Origin of the sequence: Candidatus Uabimicrobium helgolandensis (assembly GCF_041508025.1) — a bacterium.
In the GTDB taxonomy this organism is placed as follows: Bacteria; Planctomycetota; Uabimicrobiia; order Uabimicrobiales; family Uabimicrobiaceae; genus Uabimicrobium; species Uabimicrobium helgolandensis.
The window spans coordinates 9,287,881-9,307,694 of sequence record NZ_CP165719.1; the positions used below are offsets into that span (position 1 = coordinate 9,287,881).

13 protein-coding genes are annotated in these 19,814 nt (G+C 36.1%); 4 read left to right on the forward strand and 9 right to left on the reverse strand.

All coding sequences use genetic code 11. The features are described 5' to 3' along the window. Nucleotides 1–4: 4 nt before the first annotated feature. From mvaD to UABHE_RS34425, 4 genes are all read right to left on the reverse strand, one after another. Nucleotides 5–1,057 (reverse strand): diphosphomevalonate decarboxylase, encoded by a 1,053-nt coding sequence (mvaD, locus tag UABHE_RS34410; RefSeq protein WP_372368034.1) that lies wholly within the window; start codon nt 1,055–1,057, stop codon nt 5–7. A gap of 191 nt (nt 1,058–1,248) precedes the next feature. Continuing rightward, nucleotides 1,249–3,018 (reverse strand): tetratricopeptide repeat protein, encoded by a 1,770-nt coding sequence (locus tag UABHE_RS34415; RefSeq protein WP_372368035.1) that lies wholly within the window; start codon nt 3,016–3,018, stop codon nt 1,249–1,251. Continuing rightward, nucleotides 3,015–4,976, reverse strand: a complete 1,962-nt coding sequence (locus UABHE_RS34420) for a HEAT repeat domain-containing protein (RefSeq protein ID WP_372368037.1) — start codon at nt 4,974–4,976, stop codon at nt 3,015–3,017. Before UABHE_RS34420 ends, UABHE_RS34415 begins: the two co-directional genes overlap by 4 nt. A 73-nt stretch (nt 4,977–5,049) precedes the next feature. After that, nucleotides 5,050–8,550: a protein kinase gene (locus tag UABHE_RS34425; protein WP_372368039.1), complete on the reverse strand. Its 3,501-nt coding sequence runs from the start codon at nt 8,548–8,550 to the stop codon at nt 5,050–5,052. Between the two features lie 275 nt (nt 8,551–8,825). On the opposite strand from UABHE_RS34425, the gene UABHE_RS34430 reads away from it, so the two are divergent. Further along, nucleotides 8,826–9,074: an HTH domain-containing protein gene (locus tag UABHE_RS34430; protein WP_372368040.1), complete on the forward strand. Its 249-nt coding sequence runs from the start codon at nt 8,826–8,828 to the stop codon at nt 9,072–9,074. Nucleotides 9,075–9,198: 124 nt separating this feature from the next. Here the strand turns inward: UABHE_RS34430 and UABHE_RS34435 are convergent, their stop codons facing one another. The 4 genes from UABHE_RS34435 to UABHE_RS34450 form a co-directional block, all read right to left on the reverse strand. Next, nucleotides 9,199–10,461 (reverse strand): glycosyltransferase family 4 protein, encoded by a 1,263-nt coding sequence (locus tag UABHE_RS34435; RefSeq protein ID WP_372368041.1) that lies wholly within the window; start codon nt 10,459–10,461, stop codon nt 9,199–9,201. A gap of 176 nt (nt 10,462–10,637) precedes the next feature. Continuing rightward, nucleotides 10,638–11,936, reverse strand: a complete 1,299-nt coding sequence (locus UABHE_RS34440; protein WP_372368042.1) for a S8 family peptidase — start codon at nt 11,934–11,936, stop codon at nt 10,638–10,640. A 146-nt stretch (nt 11,937–12,082) separates the two neighbouring features. Then, nucleotides 12,083–12,631, reverse strand: coding sequence for a type II secretion system protein (locus tag UABHE_RS34445; RefSeq protein WP_372368043.1), 549 nt, complete (start codon nt 12,629–12,631; stop codon nt 12,083–12,085). A 10-nt stretch (nt 12,632–12,641) separates the two neighbouring features. Next, on the reverse strand, nt 12,642–13,202 hold the full coding sequence (locus UABHE_RS34450; protein WP_372368044.1) for a hypothetical protein: 561 nt from the start codon (nt 13,200–13,202) through the stop codon (nt 12,642–12,644). Nucleotides 13,203–13,318: 116 nt separating this feature from the next. Between UABHE_RS34450 and UABHE_RS34455 the strand changes: the two genes are divergently transcribed. Together UABHE_RS34455 and UABHE_RS34460 are read left to right on the forward strand one after the other, a co-directional pair. Next, on the forward strand, nt 13,319–15,157 hold the full coding sequence (locus UABHE_RS34455) for a protein kinase (RefSeq protein ID WP_372368045.1): 1,839 nt from the start codon (nt 13,319–13,321) through the stop codon (nt 15,155–15,157). Nucleotides 15,158–15,160: 3 nt separating this feature from the next. Next, on the forward strand, nt 15,161–15,838 hold the full coding sequence (locus tag UABHE_RS34460; protein ID WP_372368046.1) for a hypothetical protein: 678 nt from the start codon (nt 15,161–15,163) through the stop codon (nt 15,836–15,838). Between the two features lie 1,039 nt (nt 15,839–16,877). On the opposite strand, the gene UABHE_RS34465 is transcribed toward UABHE_RS34460, so the two are convergent. Further along, a complete protein-coding gene (locus UABHE_RS34465; RefSeq protein ID WP_372368047.1) occupies nt 16,878–17,765 on the reverse strand; it encodes a dienelactone hydrolase family protein in 888 nt (295 codons plus the stop codon). Nucleotides 17,766–17,909: 144 nt separating this feature from the next. On the opposite strand from UABHE_RS34465, the gene secA reads away from it, so the two are divergent. Continuing rightward, nucleotides 17,910–19,790, forward strand: a complete 1,881-nt coding sequence (gene secA, locus UABHE_RS34470; protein ID WP_372368048.1) for a preprotein translocase subunit SecA — start codon at nt 17,910–17,912, stop codon at nt 19,788–19,790. Nucleotides 19,791–19,814 lie beyond the last annotated feature (24 nt).

Below are 19,814 nucleotides of genomic sequence, written 5' to 3' on the forward strand. Positions count from 1 at the left end.
TCTCTCATTGAACAAGTGTTTTTGGATTGCCATTTTTAGGATCAATTAGAAACATTTTTTCGTCATTAATTTGTTTTGGTCCCTCGCCTACTTGGCAAACTAAAATATTTTTAAGTTGCGAGATTTTTTGTAGACGTTCTTTTATGATAGAAACATACTCTTGTGTTGTATAAATATGAGCGTTTGGCCCGGCATCAAAAGTGTAGCCTGCAACTATTTTGCCTAGTTCGCTATTGAGATTTTCTATGGTGTAAATAACCTCTCGCGATCCATCGCTGAGATACATAATAGGAGGCCAAGTATCGAGCATGGATGCGTGCATGCTGTTACTTTCGCGCATTGTCAATTCTGCAAAAGTAGCAAAATCTTTTTTTAGAACAGCTTCTTTCATTTTCGGAACCAAGGTTTTGAGATACTCAAGGCGCTTTTCGTATAAGGGGCTGGTTAATGTAGTGGTTTTCATTCCATGGCGCGAGCTTATTTTTTTCTCTTCTGTTTCTACAACAGCTATTACATTACGGAGTTGTGGCCAATGGTCATGTGGTGCTATTTGGACAGCATAGCTGTCAGAACCATCTACACGTTCTCCTTGCAACCATTCAACAAAACCTCCGTAAACGCTTCTTGATGCGCTGCCACTTCCTTGGCGTGCAAGTATCGACAGTTCTTGTCCGGTTAGAGATAATCCTAATGCTTTGGTTGTAGCACAAACAAGAGCTGCTACTCCCGAAGCTGAAGAAGCAAAGCCAGCCCCTGTAGGAAAACAGTTTTGCGAAACAATACGAGCTTTCAAGTCAATACTTGCTTTTTCTCGAATTAAGTCAACAGGAAGTAAGTGAGATCTTTTTCCTTGTTGCAAGTCAATTTTTTTTCCATTGAGCCATAGTTCGTCTTGCGAAAGGCTTTTACAAAACATAACTGTTGTGATCGTTTGCAGATTATCGTCCATGGTAAAACTTAAACTGTTGTTATAGGGTAAAATAAGTTTTTCGTTTTTTTTACCCCAGTATTTGACAACAGCAATATTGGCGCTTGCTGTGTAAGTTGCTATGTTCATTATTTCCTCGTATGGTTTCACTGATTTGTGCATAAGTTATAATTATTAGAACTTTGGAGCTAATGAGAGCTAGAACCGAAACTAAATTCTAAAAATCTAAGATGTATTTTCACTTGCACAATATGTTGATTTAAGGTATTTCGCAATATTTATTTCTCAGAAATAAATATTACGATTATTATTTTTACTATCTACTTATTACGATTAACAAAGTTGTTGTATTCTGGTGATGCTACATAATCAGCGTACTCAGGTACGGTGCGTAAATCTTTCCATTGCATTCCTAGATCGCGTTCCATTTGGATTAATATGCGCGTGACTTCCGTGTGCTCTTTAGTTTTTAATGCGAGCCCTAACAAAGAAAAATATGCGTTTTGATTACGTGGCTCTTTTTCAATAACGTTTGCAAACGCTGTTTTGGCTTTTTGATTCTCTCCCATTTCAACGTAAAAGTTTCCACGGAAAACATTCAAATATGGGTCGTTTATTGTTTTATCTACATTATCTACGCAAGCTAAAGCTTTAGGGTATTGCTTTTTTAGAAAATAAAAATCGATTCCCATTAAGTTACTTGATACATCGTGAGGATGGTATTTTAGGTAATCTCCTATTGCCTGCGCATATTGTTGCTCACTAACTTGAAAAGCCGCTTGAGCCCTCATCAGTAGGGCTATTTTAATTTTTTTTGCTTTACTTGAAAGACTATTGTATACGGTTATTGCTTGAGAAAACTGTTGTTGTCTTGTTAATTGTACTATATTGAGTAATTTTTGCCCATCGTTTTCGCTGCCCATTAAACGACTAAAAAAGCCTGCTTTCTGCATCATGAGAGAAGCACTTTTTGACATTGTAGTACTAAGATCTTCACCAGTGGCATATATATAAATATCAACCCATTTCCAGCTTTGATTTATCTGCTTCATTTTGAAATGATGATAATTTAACCCTCCTCCGGCGGTGATTAATCGAAACAGTAATCCTGGAGGATTTGCCGAAGAGCGTAAGAATTTATATTGGCCGCCTTGTGCTACGGCGTTTACCATCGTTTGTCCAAATTGAAAAGAAGAACTAGCTCCTGCGGTAAAATCTCGTATTTCTTTTGCATTTAAATTTAGATTTTTAGTGGTTAGCTTTACAAGAAAGGGAATATCAGCTAAAGAGTCTAAGTAACGCGCTTGACCAATACTTATTTGATACTCTATTTGTCTACCGATATTATCTAACTCTCGGCTTGGAGATGCATTTGCCCAATCTTGAACTTGATTCGTGCTATTATAGGGAATTGTTTTCGAAGTTTTTTGTTTCCTGGTTTCAAAGATATTTTTGTTCAGTGCCTGTTCTTCACTGACTTTTTTCATCTCTATCCCAGAAGCTTTTAATTTATACATTGTGCCAGAGGCAGAAATATACATTTTCGCTTTATTCGCAGCGTCTGTTACATGCATAACATATACTTTTACTTTGGTATTATTGTAAGCCAAACTACCGCGTGTAGTAGTGCGAATTCTATATTTAACTATTTTTCCTCTTACAGCTACGCGTATTGTTGCTTTTTTTCCTTTTTTTAAGAGACCTAACGCTTTTGCTTCGTTGCCGTTGGCAGCTGCGTATATATCACCTTCAAATGGAATTGATACTTTTCCTGTAGTGTGCTTTACATGCAGAATCTTCTCGTTGTTATCTACATTGTAGCTATATATTTTTCCATTCGTTTGTTGTTGCATATTCAATAAACGATATTGTTTATCAATGTTTGCTTGTAGAGATTCTACTAAAATAAATTGACTACCTTGGAGTATATGTAATTTTTCGCTGTAACTGTAGCCATTATTGTTTGGTGTTAATGTCGAAACGGCATAACCTACTTTTTGTTTTTGGGCATTGTATACATTATACCAGCTACTTTCCGCAGAAATTAAAGTGGTGACTAAAATGCAAGTTGCGATGAAAAAAGCTTTCATTTTTTGTTTTCCTTTTGTAATTTTTTCTCTGGTTTTACCAAGACAATGTTTACATTTTTAATCATATCTCCTGTTTGTATTAAATCTACGATTTCCATACCGCTAATAACTTCTCCAAATATTGTATATTTACCGTTGAGATGTGGTTGCGGTGAATGAGTGATGAATAGTTGACATCCCCCAGTGTCTTTTCCTGCAAGAGGCATTCCTACCATTCCACGGTGATAACGAAGCATGTTATACTCGCATGGTATATTATATCCTGGTCCGCCCCAGCCATCTCCTCGTGGATCACCGCCTTGTACTACAAAGTTGGATACAACGCGGTGAAAGGTTAAGTTATTATAGAATTTTTTTTGTATTAGTTGATAAAAATTGTAAACAGCTATAGGGGCTTCCTTGATGCAAGGACGTATTGTGAATGTTCCTTTACTTGTGAGTACTTCAATTTTGAAATTAGGAAGATTTTGGATTTCTTCGTATGGAAACGATTGTGAAGTAATATTTGATGATGGTTGTTCCTTTGTCGTAAGAATTCCTAACTGTTTTAAATAACCTTTCGCAATAGCTGCTAAGATGAGTTGAGAGGAACTCGCTGTTTTTTGCAAGAATGCAATCCCTGCTTTTTGCGTTTTATTTGTTAACTTACCAATGGCATTTATAATTGCTTGCATTGCCTCAATATCATTTGGGGTGCGTAATTTAGAGTAAGTATTTTCAAGTTCTGGTATTGCTGTTACGACATTTTTATTAGCAAGAGCTTCAGCAGCATAAGTTACAATTGCCATATCTAGGGTCTGTAGAGCTTTTACAAGATCACTTGTTGTGTCGATACAGGAAATCTTTCCTAGGGAGGCAACAACTGTTTGTATTACTTGATTATTTGTTGTTGATAGCATTTTTTGTAATATTTTTACAGATTGAGGGTTGTCTATAAATCCCAATGCTTCAGCGATTTTAACTTGAAGTAGTACCGATGTTTTTTCCAATAATGAAATTTTTTGTAAGCAGATTTTTGCGTCTATTTTAGCAAGCGCAACAAGGATTTCTCCTTTTTGCAAATCATTACTTTTACTAAAAATATCTAGTAATTTTTTATGAACTTTTAATTTCAAATTTCCTATTACGCGAATAGCTGCTAACGAAATATGATGATTTTTGCTTTTAATAAGAGGCGATATTTTGGCTATATCAATATTAGAAAAATTACCAAGAGCATTGATTGCATTGACGGCTACACGCGAATCTTTATCGTGTATTGCAACATATAAATGAGTGATTGCTTTATTGTGCTTTATGTATCCTAATCCACGTGCAGCATTCATACGGCAGTACGCATTTTTATCGTAAAGAAGTTGTACTAAGTGATTTATTGTCCGCGGTTTTTTGGCTCGCATTAGAGAGTAACTAACATGCCCGCGAATTTTTTTTGAAGGATGCATTGTGTAAACTACTAATCTTCTAATTAGAGCCTCATTGTGCATTCCGCGATAAACAATCAGCCCACTCGCATAAGTTATATCTTCACTATACACCGGATTAGAGATTTTTTGCAAAAACTTTTGTATAGTTTTTTCTCCCCCGACTTTACCTAAAGCTTCAATGATTACCTTTGTTACTTGTGAATCTTCCTCTGACTCAAGAGCTTTTAGTAAATGCGCTTCACTTTGTGTTATCCACATTTGACCTAATGCAAATGCAGCATGAACGCGAACTTCTACTTCTTTATCTGTCAAACATTTTGCAATATATTCTATAGATTCAGGCTTTTGAATGCGCCCTAAAGCTTGTACGCTTAATTGGCGAATTTGTTTGTTTTTATGTTGTGATAATTTATGTAAATTTACCAACCCTTGTCGCTGATGTTCCCATAAAAAAATATCTTTTTTCAGTTTAGCTATATTCTCAGAATAAAGAAAGCCAAAAACGACTAAAATTAGGATTGTATATCTATGCATTTTTTATCCAATCGTGTTTGAGAGTAGTTTTATAATTTTGCTGCCAATAGTGACTATTTAATTAATGATGTATTTATAAGCATGCCGTTTCAATAATATATTCTTGGGTGCGTGGAATTTTTGTGTTGTGTACTGTTTGGCGAAGTTGATATTGGTTTAGCAATTTTGTAAAAGTTGGGTCTTCAGCTATACTTTGACTATATATTACTTGATCTGTATTGCAAATGCTTAACATATATTCTAATGATTTAATTGTTGAACCAAAATAATCAAGACGATTGTTGATTGTTGCAACCATTGCTGGTCCGCGGTGAGCAGTTACTCGCGTTTTTAAATTGCAATTACATGACTCTAACTTCTTTTGTAGTGAGATTGCTGCTTGGATGGCATTTTTTACAGTAGGAAAAGAAGCAATAAGCCCTTCGTTTTTGGTTTTAATAACCACTCCTGTATTCTCAGTGATGTGTTGTTCTAAATTTTGTAAATAATTGTATAACAATTGAAAAGCTTGTGAATCAGTCTTTTCTTTATAGAAAAGTTCGGAGTTGTGAATGTCTACTGCAATTAAAATCAAATTAGAGATAGAAACCAATTGTTGTGGGGATAACACTTCAAGAGGAAATAGTTTTCGAAATAGTGGAAGAGTTGAAACATATGCCGCTGTAAGTGTGTCGCGTCTTGATACTGTATGTTCTATACGTAAAACTATCTCCTTATCGAAATCATTAATAAGTTGAATGCACTGCTTTTCTGTTGTTAAAGTGAATTCTTCTTTATCTAAACTAGAGATTTGTAAGTTATGTTTGTGTATATTACAGTTTTTAGATATCTGAAATTTGCAAGAATGCTGTAGTTGTGGGGAGCGTAGTAGATATGCTCCTTCGTTGAGTTTTAAATTTAACTCTAGGCACTCCTTGGCTTGCAATTTCATTTGAGATATTACATGAGGAGAGTGTGCTGGGCCTCCAACACAGTATATTTGTAAGTCACTTTCTCGGACTGATGAATGAACTTTAAAGATAAGCTCTACTGAGTTGGCGAAATCAAGTTCGTAGTCTATGTTACATGCTTCACAATACCCGTGGTTTTTAATTTCGCGTAGTGTGTCTTTTAGATCTGAGGGAATACGACATAGTGGGCAGATCACATCCCATAGTAAGGTTAGTAACCCTTGAGCGGCGGCGTTTAAACACAACGTAATAAGTTGCTGTGGATCGATATTTAATTGTTTCGAAAGCGCTAAAGGACGAATACGTGCGACATCTTGGTCTGAAGACTTTTCGATAAAAAGTTCGAAGGTTTGTTGTGTTTTTTTATCTATAGTGTGATTACTACTTTTTTGTATCAAGCGTTGCAGTAGTATTTTTTTATCAAATGAAAGTTTGTTTTCTTCTATAAAAACAGATTTTTTGGTGGTTTTTCTTTGGCAGTAATTATCCATTTTTTGATAGATACCGTTTAATTTACTGCGAACGGATTTATTAAATTGGTAGTTTAATAAAATGCGAGCAAACCAATTTCTTGGAGAAATAACAAATTTATGAGTTATTTGTGTTCCCTCACCATGAGAATGAAACTCCACGATACTTGCCATCCACTTAAATATACCGTAATTGTACTCACGTAAAATACTCATACGCTTTTCATGCAACCATTCGTAAGGGTGTTCTTGCCACTCTAGAGAAAATAGTTTACTTTTATTTCTCGCGAATAATTGGCGCCCATTTTGGGGATTATTAACATATGAGTAGTCTGGAGCCACTAATCCTAGAGCTTTATTGACTTTTTCGGTATTGGTAACATGTGGCCAGAGATCTTTTATCGTTGACTTCAGTTGCCATTTAAACTCGAAGTTCAATAAATTGGGTTCAGAGATAGAAGGTAGTTGTGGATGAATGATGAGGTTTGTTGGTTCTCCACGCAATAAACTTTCTATGTCAGAAAGTAAATCGCCTGCACTTTGGTAGCGTTCGTTTGGATCTTTTCTTAGTAATTTTTCAATAATTGAACATATGTTTTCACTGGCGTTTGGAGCATATTCTTTAACAGAAGGAGCAGGGGTGTTTACGTGTTTATTTATGATGGCAAATGGAGTATCGGCATCAAAAGGGGGGCATCCTGCGATTAAAGAAAAAAGAGTAATCCCTACAGAATATAAATCGCTTTGAGCACTTACTTTTTTTCCTTGGCATTGTTCTGGAGACATGTATTTAGGAGTTCCAAGAATAGCCCCAGACTGCGTTAAATCAAGGGATTCATTTTCTACAACGTGTCTGGCTAGTCCAAAATCTGATAATTTTGCAAAGGTTTGATTTGCGATACTTATGGGCGAGGATGACTGGATAATTTTAAGAGCATCGTTTGTGGTTAAAATTATGTTAGCAGGTTTGATATCTCTATGTATTACTTGTTTTTTATGAGCTATATTAAGTGCACGAACAACATCTGCTATGATGAATAACGCTTGTTTTTCACTAAGTTGCTTATGCTTTTTTAAAACACTACTAATGTTGTCTCCTGCAATGAATTCCATCACTAAGTAGTGAAGATTTTTTTCTTGGTTGATTTCGAGCATGTTGGCAACATAGGGATTGTTTACTTCTGAAAGAAGCCGTGCTTCTTTATAAAAACGTTGTAAATAATTTTTGTCTTCAGCGCATTTGGGAGATATTATTTTTAGAGCGACACTGCTTTGATCGGTTTTGTCCTTGGCCAAATAAACAACTCCCATTCCACCGCTGCCAATTTTTTTTTCTATGATAAAACGTCCAATTTTTTTTAATCGATCAATGTTTTGTGGCTTATCGCCAAAAATAGCGTTTTCTATAAGGACTGTGTTTTCTTTTTGCATTTCTTGGGTGGCTTTGCTTGTCGTAATAATAAATTCATGCAGTTTGTATTTTAGTTCTGACATTTGTACACGTGTGTTGCTGTGAAAGCATTTTTTTAAGAGCTCTATGAATTCATTAAATGGGCTGGCTGCAAAGTATTTTGTGCTTTTTTCGACGTCGATGTTTATATTGCCTTTATATTTCTCGCCGTTTGTCAATATCCAATATATAACTTTCGCTACGCAATATGTGTCATTTCCTAGGGCTAAAAAAGAAGAACTGCTTTGTTGAGTATGCAATTCCGCCGAGTAAGCAAAATCTATTTTGATATTGTTATCTGCTACGTAAACAGTGTCGATAGATAAGTTATTATGCGCAATTCCTAAGCGGTGAGCTTCTGTTATAAGGCTTACTATTTGTTCAATAAACTGCATTTTTTCTAGTGTGTCCCAATTGGGAAAATTGAATTGACGCAAGGGGATTTTTTGTAGAAATTCAAAAGCAACAAATCGTGGTGAATTTATTAAGTCCATGTCTAAAATTTTAAGGGCTCTAGGATGATTTAATGCGTATAAACGTAGTAATTTTTTGCTGATTTGTTGCCATTTTTCTTTTGAGAAATACCCATGCTTAAAAATACGCAAGTCAATAATATTATTGTTTTCATTATTGTAAGCGCGATAGCAAACACCTCCTTGCCACGAACGTAATAATTCTAGCGGTTGGTATTTTTCTATTTCCATAAAAGTCTTCTTAATAATTAACAATCAAAATGTAATTAATTGAGCGATTTCGCACATGCTTTGTGCGATAGTGATACAAAAAATAGCATCGTACAAAAAAAGATAAAACTCCGCAAGTTGTTTTTCTGTATTGCCTTATAGTTTTTTGTCTCGTTTGGCATTACTTTTGCTTTTACAAATAGTCAATGGTTTAGGGTCTTGACTTATCTTTTTGTAAGTGACCGCCAAGAATGTTTATTCAGAAACGCAATTATAAAATTCATGGGAGATTAATTATGTGGAATACAAGATTATTGAGACTTTTTAGTATATTAGGTCAACTATCGCCTCACTCGCAAACAACAGTGATGGATTTAGTAAGAGAGTATGAAGTTAGTGAAAGAACTATTGAAAGAGATATTGAAACTCTTTCTCTTGTAGGTGTTACTTACAATGAAGGTAAGATTACCATATCGCGACAGGGTTGTAAATCCATTTCTGAATGGATGTTGTCAACAAATATGTTGTCAAGCACTGGTGGATAAAATAAGCAACGGCTCAAGAGTGGGTTCGATATTTTTTCTGCAAACAAAAATGCACAAATTGTTTTAATCTGTTCAATGTTAATAACTTACGCTCAATATGTGTATTGCATTTTGCCATGTAGTTTTAGAGGGAGTGTTTATATAAAAGAATTACTTCTTCTACCATACGTGTAAGCCCATATTTTTGTAAAAATATATTGCGATTTTCCCCAATATATTCAGAAGGATTTTGAATAGCTTTTTCTATGCTAGTTGCAAAATTCTTGGGTGTTGCTGGGTGCACAGCAATACCATGTCCTGTATCTTCTATTATTTGAGAATAGATACCTATTTGAGGAACTACAACAGGAATTCCCGAAGCTATAGCTTCTAGAACAGCTAATCCTCTAGATTCGTTAAATTTACTTGGGACGCAAAATACGTTACATTGTTTTAGAAAAAGTTGTTTTTGTTGCAGAGATAATTCTCCGTGATAGATGATATGTTCGCTAAGCTTTTTCTTCTTGATATACTTTTGCATTTTAGCCCAGAAACTTTTTTCATAAATTTGTCCAGCAATGTGTAATGTAACATTATTGTGTTTTTTTTGTAGTATTGCAAAGGCTTCGAGGAGGGTGTCGAGTCCTTTTTCAGGAGCAATACGCGATAAGTATCCTATTTTGATTTCTGATTGATTCGTTTTTTTGTTAAATATATAACGTTTAGAATCTACGCCTGGGAGAATAACAGACATTTTTTGTTGTGGGATGTCTAAAAAAGAGACCATCTCTTCAACATATTTGTTATACGGTACGATAAAGTGGTCGATATGTTGAGCGTTTTCTTTGAGTAGTTGTTGTGCTTGGGTTTTATGAGGTTCTGCTAAGGAGTTAATAAAAGCTTCCTCACCTTGAAAAGTACATAGTATTGGTACTTGTAAAGTCTCTTTCAGGGAAACAGCAATACCTGATAGCATTGAATTGGTTATGTTGATTATATCTGGTTTCACCGTCTTGAGGTATTCTATGAGTTTTTGTAGTTCTTTTTTTTGGTTCCCATCTTTTCCTGCGAGAACAGATACTGTCATTGGCCCTAATTTTTCTGGTTTTGTTGCAATCGTAAATTTACCCAGTACTTTTAATAATTTGGGATTATCAAATAAATAGTCAAGAAAAGCAGGTGTATGGCGAAAAATTTTTAGGCTTTGTTCTAAAAAAGTAATAATACCGCCGTAAAAAATGCGACTTGTTTGCAAGGGATTTTCGCTATCGGAACGAAGAGGGGTATAAAGAGGAATAAGCTGAATATCGTAGCCTTGTTTTTGGATACCATTTACTAAATCTGCATCGCGGTTACAAGCTCCGCAGTACATACCTCCTGCGCCAGCTAATATGTATACTATACGCACTTAATTCTCCTGTGTATTTGGGCGCCTTGTTGCGTGCTCGTGGTTTGGTTTTAGGTTATTGCATAGCCAAGAACTAGAGGCTAAGAGTCAGGAACAATATTGAAAGAGTTGTGTTGCTGAAGTACTGTGCAATAAGAGCGACCCCGAAGGGTCGCAAGATCAATCAATGCTTATTATTACTTGCTTTGTTTAACTGCGTTATTTAAATTTAGACGTTGAACGTTAAATTTTGGGCCCCACCAGTCAGCGCTCCACTCAAGAGTGTCACCACTGTTTACTAGAAGATTTTTAACTTCTATAGCAGTTAAATTAGGGTTGTTAGACCAAACAAGAGTAGCTGCACCAGCAACGTGAGGTGTTGCCATTGATGTACCATCATAACTTGCGTAATCGTTACCAAGAACTGTACTTAAGATACTTGTTCCAGGAGCAGCAATCATTTTTCCAGCTTTTGCAGCTTCTACAGAATACTGAGAGAAAGATGCTTTGCTATCGTTTTGATCACTAGCAGCAACAGACAATACATTGTCTAAGCCTTTGTATACTGTACCATTGTGGTTAGTATCCAAGCAGTAATTTGCAGGGTAAGAAAGTTCACCGTTGTAGCTATTTCCTGCCGCAGCAACAAATAGAACACCAGCATCTTGTGCATTTTTGATTGCATCGTAAAGAGCAACACTAAATCCACCACCACCCCAGCTATTGCTAAGAACTTTTGCACCATTTGCTACAGCGTAGTTGATGCATAGAACAGCACCTTCAAGGCTACCACTACCATCAGCACCAAGGAATTTGCATCCCATGATTTCAGCTTCCCAGCAAACACCAGCAACACCAATACCGTTGTTACCTGATCCACCAATGGTTCCACTGCAGTGACTTCCATGAGACTGATCGTCCATTGGATCACCACTTTGAGTAATACCACTCATACCGTGGATGTCATCAACGTAACCATTACCGTCATCATCAACGCCAGCTTTACCGTTTGCTTCTGCTTCGTTAACCCATACATTGTCTTTTAGGTCTTCGTGCTTGTAGTTAATTCCAGTATCGATAACTGCAACTAAAATACCATTACCTTTAGACTTTGTGTTCCAAGCTTCAGGAGCACCAATTTTTTTCATGCCCCAAAGTTGACCGAATTTAGCATCATTAGGAACAGCCATTGTTTTGTATAAGTAATTAGGCTCTGCATATTGAACACTAGGGTCTTGTAGAAGTTGAACTAATGTCTTTTTCATGTCGCCGCGTAGCTTCATGCAGAATGTGTTGTTACCTAGGTCTTTTACAGCAGAAGTATTTACGTTCATAGCTGCGAAACTACCTTCAGTATATTTTACAACAATTTCGCCGTCAGCATAACGACCTTGGAAAAGCATATTATCTACTTGTTGTGAAACAGATAGACCGTTTTCTGCCCATGCACAAACAGTAAGAAGTGCAACAAGAGCAAATATAAATAATTTATTCATCTGATCCTCCAGATTCGAAAAATTACCGATAACGTTTATCAGTAAACCTTTATTATTATAACGTACAGCAATATAAAAGCTCAAGATGAAAATTTATGAATGTCAACGTTTTTGTCTTGTATGAGCTCAAGTTAACTTAAATATTATTAATTTGCTAGAACATCTATATCAGGGAAGTCAGGATCGCTCTTGCGTTTGAAATCGACGTGCATATCTAAAAATAAAATGTTCATTGCTTTACCGTTTTCGTGGTTGTACGGAGTGCCAAAATCATCGGAGGCGATAGGTGTTGTCGTTGTGTCCTCATAAGGTTTGAATATCCCTGGATATGAATTTTGTTGAGAATTCTTGCGTCCAGCATAGCTAATCGGACCATCACCATCACCCTTGTCTGGAGCGCTTTTAAGTTTTTCTGTTTGTTTGTAATCTTGCGTAGAATGACATGTATAGATACTATAATCTACAAGTTTTTCTTCGTACAAAGCCAATAAAAATCCTTGGCCATTTTTTTGTGGGTAGAATTTCTCTTTGCCAAAGTCTAATAAGTACATGTTTAGTCCTTTTGCCATTTGCTCTAGATTCATTTTGCACCAAAGTTCTTGTTTTGCTTTCATGATACTACTTTCAATAGTGCGAAATACGACAATTATAGTTAGAACTACCATGACAACAACTAGAATTGATTTTTTATTCATCTTTTTTCCTTTAGTTTGTTAGAACATCTAAGTCGGGAAAGTCTGGATCGCTTTTGCGTTTGAAATCAATGTGAAAATCCAAAAACAAAATACTTGTTGCTTCGTCTTCGTGGTTATATGGAGCGCCAAAATCATCCGATACAATTGGAGTGGTTGTTGTATCTATATCAGGTTTGAATATACCAGGGTATACATTGTGCTGAGAATTCTTACGACCAGCATAACTAACTGGACCATCCGAATCTCCGTTATCAGGCGCATTTTCTAATTGTTCTTGTTGTTCATAATCTTGTGTGGAGCCACATGTATATATATGTTTTACTATTAAGATTTTTGTTTTATATAGCGCTAACAAAAAACCTTGCCCATCTTTCTGAGGATAAAGTTGTTGTTTGCCAAAATCTAACTGGTAAATAGAAAGGCCTTTAGCAATTTGTGATAAACTGGTTTGGCATGAAGCTTGGTCTCGGGCTTTTTCAATGTGCGATACAATAATGTAGAGTAGGGTATTAATAGTTAGGATTATTATAACAATTGCAAGTATTGCATAAGCTATTGATTTTTTATTCATACTTTTTTCCTCAAATGTGATAGAATTGCTGTAAGTGACCTAATAAGCGCTGTTACCGTATTTGTAAGATTATTTAGGTATTTAAAGTTAAAAATAGAGCGGTAAAAGGATGATAAATGAGTACAGGCTTTCATAAAAATCTTCCAGAACTTCCTGCTGGTTACGAATATGTTCGTGAACTTTCTTCTGGTAATTACGGGATTGTTTGGTTGGTACACAACAATAATGTAAAAAGAGACGAAGCTATTAAAATTTTGTTTCGTAAAGGAGAAACAGACTACCATCGCTTTTGTCGTGAAATAGAGACTATGGCTACACTTAACCATCCTAATATAGTTACTGTATATTATGCAAAACCTGATGAATTATACTTCATTATGGAATATTTAGAAACCTCTTTTAGTAGTTGGTTGAAACAGAAAGAATGTTCTTCATATGAAGGTATCAAACATCTTTATCAAGTGGCAAAAGGTTTGCATTTTGCTCATGAAAAAGAATTAATACATCGTGATTTGAAGCCGGGTAATGTTCTTTTTACAAAAGATATGGTACCTAAAATTACTGATTTTGGTTTAGTTAAGAATACTGGATTTTCTAGCGCAGGTGAAGATGATCTAACGGGGTCTTTGTCAGTAGGGACACCTCGATATATGTCTCCTGAACAGTGGGAAGATTCGAAAGTAATTGACTGTCGCAGCGATATTTGGTCATTAGGAGTTATGCTTTACGAGGTAATTGCTAAAGAAAATCCATTTGCTGATTTATCCGGCTTTCAATTAGCTGATGCTATTATACGTAAGCCAATTCTTTTACCTAGCCAGGTGAATGTTAATCCAAATTTATGGGACAAGATAGCTGAACCTATTTGTATGAAAGCTCTAAATCGCGATTTGAACAAACGCTATCAGACTGCATACGAAATGGCGAAAGATTTAGAGAAAATTTTTAACATCGATGAAGAAACAATGGAAGTGGCTACCGAAGAACGCTCAAGACCAATATCTTTTTCGGCAACAGCAATTCGTTTGAAAAACTATAGTTATTCGAATAAAACCCAGCTTGTTAAACTAGCATGGGCTGTTGTTGTTTGCTTGGGAATGTTTGTGATTTTTGTTTTCACTCAGAAACAACATGAAAATGAATTGACAAATTTAAAGGCAAAATACCAAGATAAAGAAAATGACATAATTAAGTTGCAAAAAAAATTAGATAGCGCGAGCAAAGTTCTTGATGACTCTAAAAAACAACACAAAGTACAGCTCGAAGAACAAGAAGTAAAGATAAAATCATATCAGAAAAAAATAGAAGATTTACAAGCGCAGCAAATTAAATTACTCAAAAAGTATCAGCAAGATATGAGTAATAATAAAAATGAGAAGCAACTAGAAGAAGAGTACCATGCAAAGTTGCGAGAATTACAGACGAAACTACAAGACCAAAAACAAAGTAAAGAGCTTCTTATTCTAGAGTGGGAAAAACAAAGAAAAGAACTAACGAAAAAATACGAAATAAACCTCCGCGAGCTTATTATTGAACGGCAAAAAAATCGCAATTTACAACAAGCAAATAAAGAGCGACCTGATCAAAGTAATTGGCAACAAAAATATAGTGTTGTAAAAAACTCCAACGAGGAACTGCAAAACGAAATTGAACGTTTAATTGCCTTTGAAAATGCACTTTATAAGATTACCTTAATCACTAAATCAGCAAAAAGTAAAAATATTGTAAATTATTTACAACGCAAAGGTTTTTTTATGCGTAGACCCGTTGGAGTTACTAAGACGCAAAACGTGTGCATATACTTTTCGAAAAAAAATCCACCTTCTCCAGAATTAGAAAATAAAATAAACTACATTGTTACTATAATGAAAAAATTCGGCATCAAAATGCAAAAGAGAATGGTGCGCGGGGGAAAAGAAAGAGAAAAAGAAATTAAGTTAGAATTAAAGGACTAATTTATGCGATATTTACTACCTTTTTTATCACTGACTATTTTATTTGGTTGTAGTACAAAAATAGTGCCCATTCAAATGGCACGTATTGTACAAGTAGCAAGATATACACAGAATTATAAATTTGACAACGATGAGCAGGCGCGCAATATTTTGATGAAGGTCGTTGGCCCCAAGAACTGGAAAATCATAGAAGACCACTATGTTTTTGGAGATGTTGTTCAGGATATGATGGAAGGGCGTTTTGTTATAGAAGGTCGTATTATCTTTACACTTTCGCTTGATCCGCAAAATCACGATCGATTTTATATCGATGGTTTTGGCAAGTATCATTTACATCGCAAAACAACAAATGAAACGATCCTCGCAGCAGATTTTGATATTGTAAGTCCCGAGGCTTTTTCTTTATCGGATGTCAAAACAAAAGGCTATATCGAATTGGATGTTGTAAAAAATTACACTAGGTATTTTGCGCCTGAACAAGGAAATTACTTTCACGCTTCCCCACTACGATTTCGCTTATTTATAAAACAAATTAAAGACGATGTTTATATGGTTGATTATAAACGAAAGCACGATGTTTTTACAGATGGTGAATTATTAGGAGAGTTAGAGTTTAAACCTCCTTATAAACACATGGTAATTGATATGCGTAGTTTGGGCTATTTGAAGAATGATTATTAATTGCAAGTTGCAAGATACACTTAAGCTAAGCGCGATGTAGGGGCGGTCTTGTGCCGCCCGGTCTTCGCAAACCATTGTAAAAACTTGTTTTAATACGGTGCTGCAGATACAATCGCAACGTTATTCATTTTGGTATTTGTAATACGGGCGGCACAAGACCGCCCCTACACCGCGCTGCCATAAAGAAAATTTTCTTTATCCAAGGTGTTCTGTAAAAAAGTCAACAGTGCGTTTCTGTGATATTGCAAATACAATCGCAACGTTATTCATTTTGGTATTTGTAATACGGGCGGCACAAGACCGCCCCTACACCGCGTTGCCATAAAGAAAATCTATTTATCCAAGGTGTCCTGTAAAAAAATCAACAGTGCGTTTCTGTGATATTGCAAATACAATTGCAACGTTATTCATTTTGGTATTTGTAATACGGGCGGCACAAGACCGCCCCTACACCGCGCTACCATAAAGAAAATTTTCTTTATCCAAGGTGTTCTGTAAAAAATCAACAGTGCGTTTCTGTGATATTGCAAATACAATCGCAACGTTATTCATTTTGGTATTTGTAATACGGGCGGCACAAGACCGCCCCTACACCGCGCTGCCATAAAGAAAATTTTCTTTATCCAAGGTGTTCTGTAAAAAAGTCAACAGTGCGTTTCTGTGATATTGCAAATACAATCGCAACGTTATTCATTTGGTATTTGTAATACGGGCGGCACAAGACCGCCCCTACACCGCGTTGCCATAAAGAAAATCTATTTATCCAAGGTGTCCTGTAAAAAAATCAACAGTGCGTTTCTGTGATATTGCAAATACAATTGCAACGTTATTCATTTTGGTATTTGTAATACGGGCGGCACAAGACCGCCCCTACACCGCGCTACCATAAAGAAAATTTTCTTTATCCAAGGTGTTCTGTAAAAAAGTCAACAGTGCGTTTCTGTGATATTGCAAATACAATTGCAACGTTATTCATTTTGGTATTTGTAATACGGGCGGCACAAGACCGCCCCTACACCTTGGATAAAGAAAATTTTCTTTATCCAAGGTGTTCTGTAAAAAAGTCAACAGTGCGTTTCCACGCTAATTCTGCCGCTTCTTCATTATATCGTCCAGTAGAGTCGTTGTGAAATCCGTGTTTCACTCCCAAATATTTATGCATCTCATATTTAACGTCATGCGCCTTCAAATCTTTTTCGTAATCTAACCACGTGGCATTTACACGTTTGTCAAGTTCCGCAAGTTGAATAAGTAGTGGAGCCTTAATATTCTGCCGCAACTCTTTGGCTGCTGGTGTACCGTAAAAAGGAACTCCTGCATTTAGTTCACTTCTCAATGTTGCCGCTAACATGTTTACAATATAACCACCAAAACAAAAACCCACAGCGCCTAGTTTACCACTAGATAGCTTGTGTGATTTTAGGAATTTTGCGGCGGCAATAAAATCTTGCTCTATTTTAGATCTATCCATGGATCTCTGTTTGCTACGTCCCTCATCATCATTACCAGGATATCCGCCTACGGGATATAGCGCATCTGGAGCAAAGGCAATAAAACCTTTTTTAGCTAGTCTACGTGCAACGTCTTTTATATACGGATTGAGTCCGCGATTTTCGTGAATAACTAATACCGAAGGTGCTTTACCTTCTAGTGAAGTTGGTTGCACTAGGTAACCTTGTCCTTCGCCGTGACCATCAGGAGAATCAAATTTGACATATGTTGCTTTGATATCTGGATCATTAAAGGATATTTGTTCGGCTTGTGCGTAGTCGGGAAACAAAGCTGTTGATAGAATACTCATGGTTAAAGCACCACCAACAATAGTCGATAATCGGGTTAAAAACGTTCGCCTATCAATAATACCATGAGCATATTCATCGTACCAATCAAAAGCTTCCTCTGGAATTATATGTGATTCTTTAGACATTTTTGTTCTCCTTTGAAATAAACTCTTATTTTGTCTGATTGCTTATCTATTTTACTATAGATTTTTGAGTAGACTACAGTTATTCTAAAATGCAGAAGAATAAAAGTAACCTCACTGAGATTTTTTATGTAAAGAGGCTTTGCAATGCTAAGTAACTGGTCACTAAATGTTTATCCTCGTGCTTTACCTATTTCTACAAGACATAGAAAAATAGCAAAACGGATTATTAGCCTTGAACGAAAAATGTCGCAATTATCTGCAGAGGAATTACAAAATTATGTTTGCGATATACGCAATAAAATAGACTGCGAACCGAAAAAAGCGAAAGATTTTCTAGTGGAAGGTTTTGCTTTAGTACGAGAAGCTTCGTGGCGTATTGTTGAAATGCGCCATTATGAAGTTCAAATACTCGCTGGAATTTGTTTGTTCGAAGGTGCATTTGTGGAGATGGCAACAGGAGAAGGTAAAACTCTTACTGCAACACTACCTGTTTTTATGTGGGCATTAAGCGGCAAAGGTGTTCATGTACATACTACAAATAGTTATTTGGCAGAGCGCGATTTCGAACTTATGTCTCCTGTGTATGAATTTCTAGGAATGTCATGTGGACTGTTATGCCAAGGAGATACTCCTGTTATAAAGAAAAAGAGCTATGATTGTGATATTACTTATGGAGTGGGATCTGAATATGGTTTTGACTATATGCGTGATCAACTCGCTATTTTAAATACTGCCAAGCCAAAACTAGGCAAAACTTTTATGGCATCAATGTATGGTTATAAACCACGTAAAGTTTTCAAAATGCAACGAGACCTAGCCTTTGCTCTTATCGATGAAGTGGACAGTGTTTTGTTGGATGAAGCGCGTAGTCCTCTTGTTATTAGCGGAGCGAAGGGAGGAGTCGATCCCAATGCGCATATTTACAAATCCGCAAATAGCATTGCAACTAGTTTAGTGTTGGATGAAGATTTTATCCTAAATAAAAGTAAACGCTCTATCGATATTCTCGAATGCGCAAAACAAAAAATATATGAAATTGCTCCTCCAAAAGGTCTTGTAGCTCCTTGGTCATTTTACATTCGCCAAGCTTTATCTGCGCACCATTTTTTTCAAAAAAATGTGCATTATATGGTCGACGAGGGAAAGATTGTTATTGTTGATGAATATACAGGACGCCGTTTTGCTGAAAGAACTTGGCGCGATGGTCTGCACCAAGCAATAGAAGCAAAAGAGAAAATCACAATTACTGAAGCTAGTAAGTCTGCTGCGCGTATTACTAGACAGCGATATTTTTCTTTTTACGAAAGAATTGCTGGGATGACAGGAACTGCACAAGGTAGCGAAAAAGAGATCTGGAAGTTTTATCGCGCACCTGTAATAAAAATACCTCCTCGTAAGAAAATTCAGCGTATTGAACTTCGTGATAAAGTCTTTGGTACTTTGGAAGCCAAATGGTGTGCTGTAGAACAAAAAATATGCGAACTTTACAAATGTAAGCAGCCTGTCCTTGTTGGAACGCGCACTATTGAAAGTAGCGAAAAATTGGCTTTGCGATTACAAAAACTGGGTCTAAATCCCCAAGTTCTCAATGCAAAACAAGACGCAGAAGAAGCAAAAATAATTAGTAGTGCTGGACAAGTAGGAGCTATTACCATCGCAACGAATATGGCTGGGCGCGGTACTGATGTTCATTTAGGTGATGGAGTTGAAAAGTTAGGTGGTTTGTTTGTTTTAGGAACAGAACGCCATGAGTCACGACGTGTAGATAATCAGTTAATAGGGAGATGTGGAAGGCAAGGAAACGTAGGGATTGCGCAGTTTTTTATCTCTTTTGCTGATGATTTAATTGTACAACATTTACCAAAAATCACCGATAAATTTGGTGATAAGAATGAGTTACCTTCACATTACACACGTATTTTTACAAAATTGCAAAATCAATTAGAAGCTATGCATTTTGAACAAAGAAAACAGATGTACCATTTCGATACTTGGGTGGAAGAGGTTTTGCATATGATGGGTTAGCCTATAACATATGTTCGATTACTA

Excerpts from the sequence above, each read along its gene's own strand:
- mvaD (WP_372368034.1), bottom strand. The coding sequence starts at position 1,057 with ATGAACATAGCAACTTACACAGCAAGCGCCAATATTGCTGTTGTCAAA.
- UABHE_RS34415 (WP_372368035.1), bottom strand. The coding sequence starts at position 3,018 with ATGAAAGCTTTTTTCATCGCAACTTGCATTTTAGTCACCACTTTAATT.
- UABHE_RS34420 (WP_372368037.1), bottom strand. The coding sequence starts at position 4,976 with ATGCATAGATATACAATCCTAATTTTAGTCGTTTTTGGCTTTCTTTAT.
- UABHE_RS34425 (WP_372368039.1), bottom strand. The coding sequence starts at position 8,550 with ATGGAAATAGAAAAATACCAACCGCTAGAATTATTACGTTCGTGGCAA.
- UABHE_RS34430 (WP_372368040.1), top strand. The coding sequence starts at position 8,826 with ATGTGGAATACAAGATTATTGAGACTTTTTAGTATATTAGGTCAACTA.
- UABHE_RS34440 (WP_372368042.1), bottom strand. The coding sequence starts at position 11,936 with ATGAATAAATTATTTATATTTGCTCTTGTTGCACTTCTTACTGTTTGT.
- UABHE_RS34445 (WP_372368043.1), bottom strand. The coding sequence starts at position 12,631 with ATGAATAAAAAATCAATTCTAGTTGTTGTCATGGTAGTTCTAACTATA.
- UABHE_RS34450 (WP_372368044.1), bottom strand. The coding sequence starts at position 13,202 with ATGAATAAAAAATCAATAGCTTATGCAATACTTGCAATTGTTATAATA.
- UABHE_RS34455 (WP_372368045.1), top strand. The coding sequence starts at position 13,319 with ATGAGTACAGGCTTTCATAAAAATCTTCCAGAACTTCCTGCTGGTTAC.
- UABHE_RS34460 (WP_372368046.1), top strand. The coding sequence starts at position 15,161 with ATGCGATATTTACTACCTTTTTTATCACTGACTATTTTATTTGGTTGT.
- UABHE_RS34465 (WP_372368047.1), bottom strand. The coding sequence starts at position 17,765 with ATGTCTAAAGAATCACATATAATTCCAGAGGAAGCTTTTGATTGGTAC.
- secA (WP_372368048.1), top strand. The coding sequence starts at position 17,910 with ATGCTAAGTAACTGGTCACTAAATGTTTATCCTCGTGCTTTACCTATT.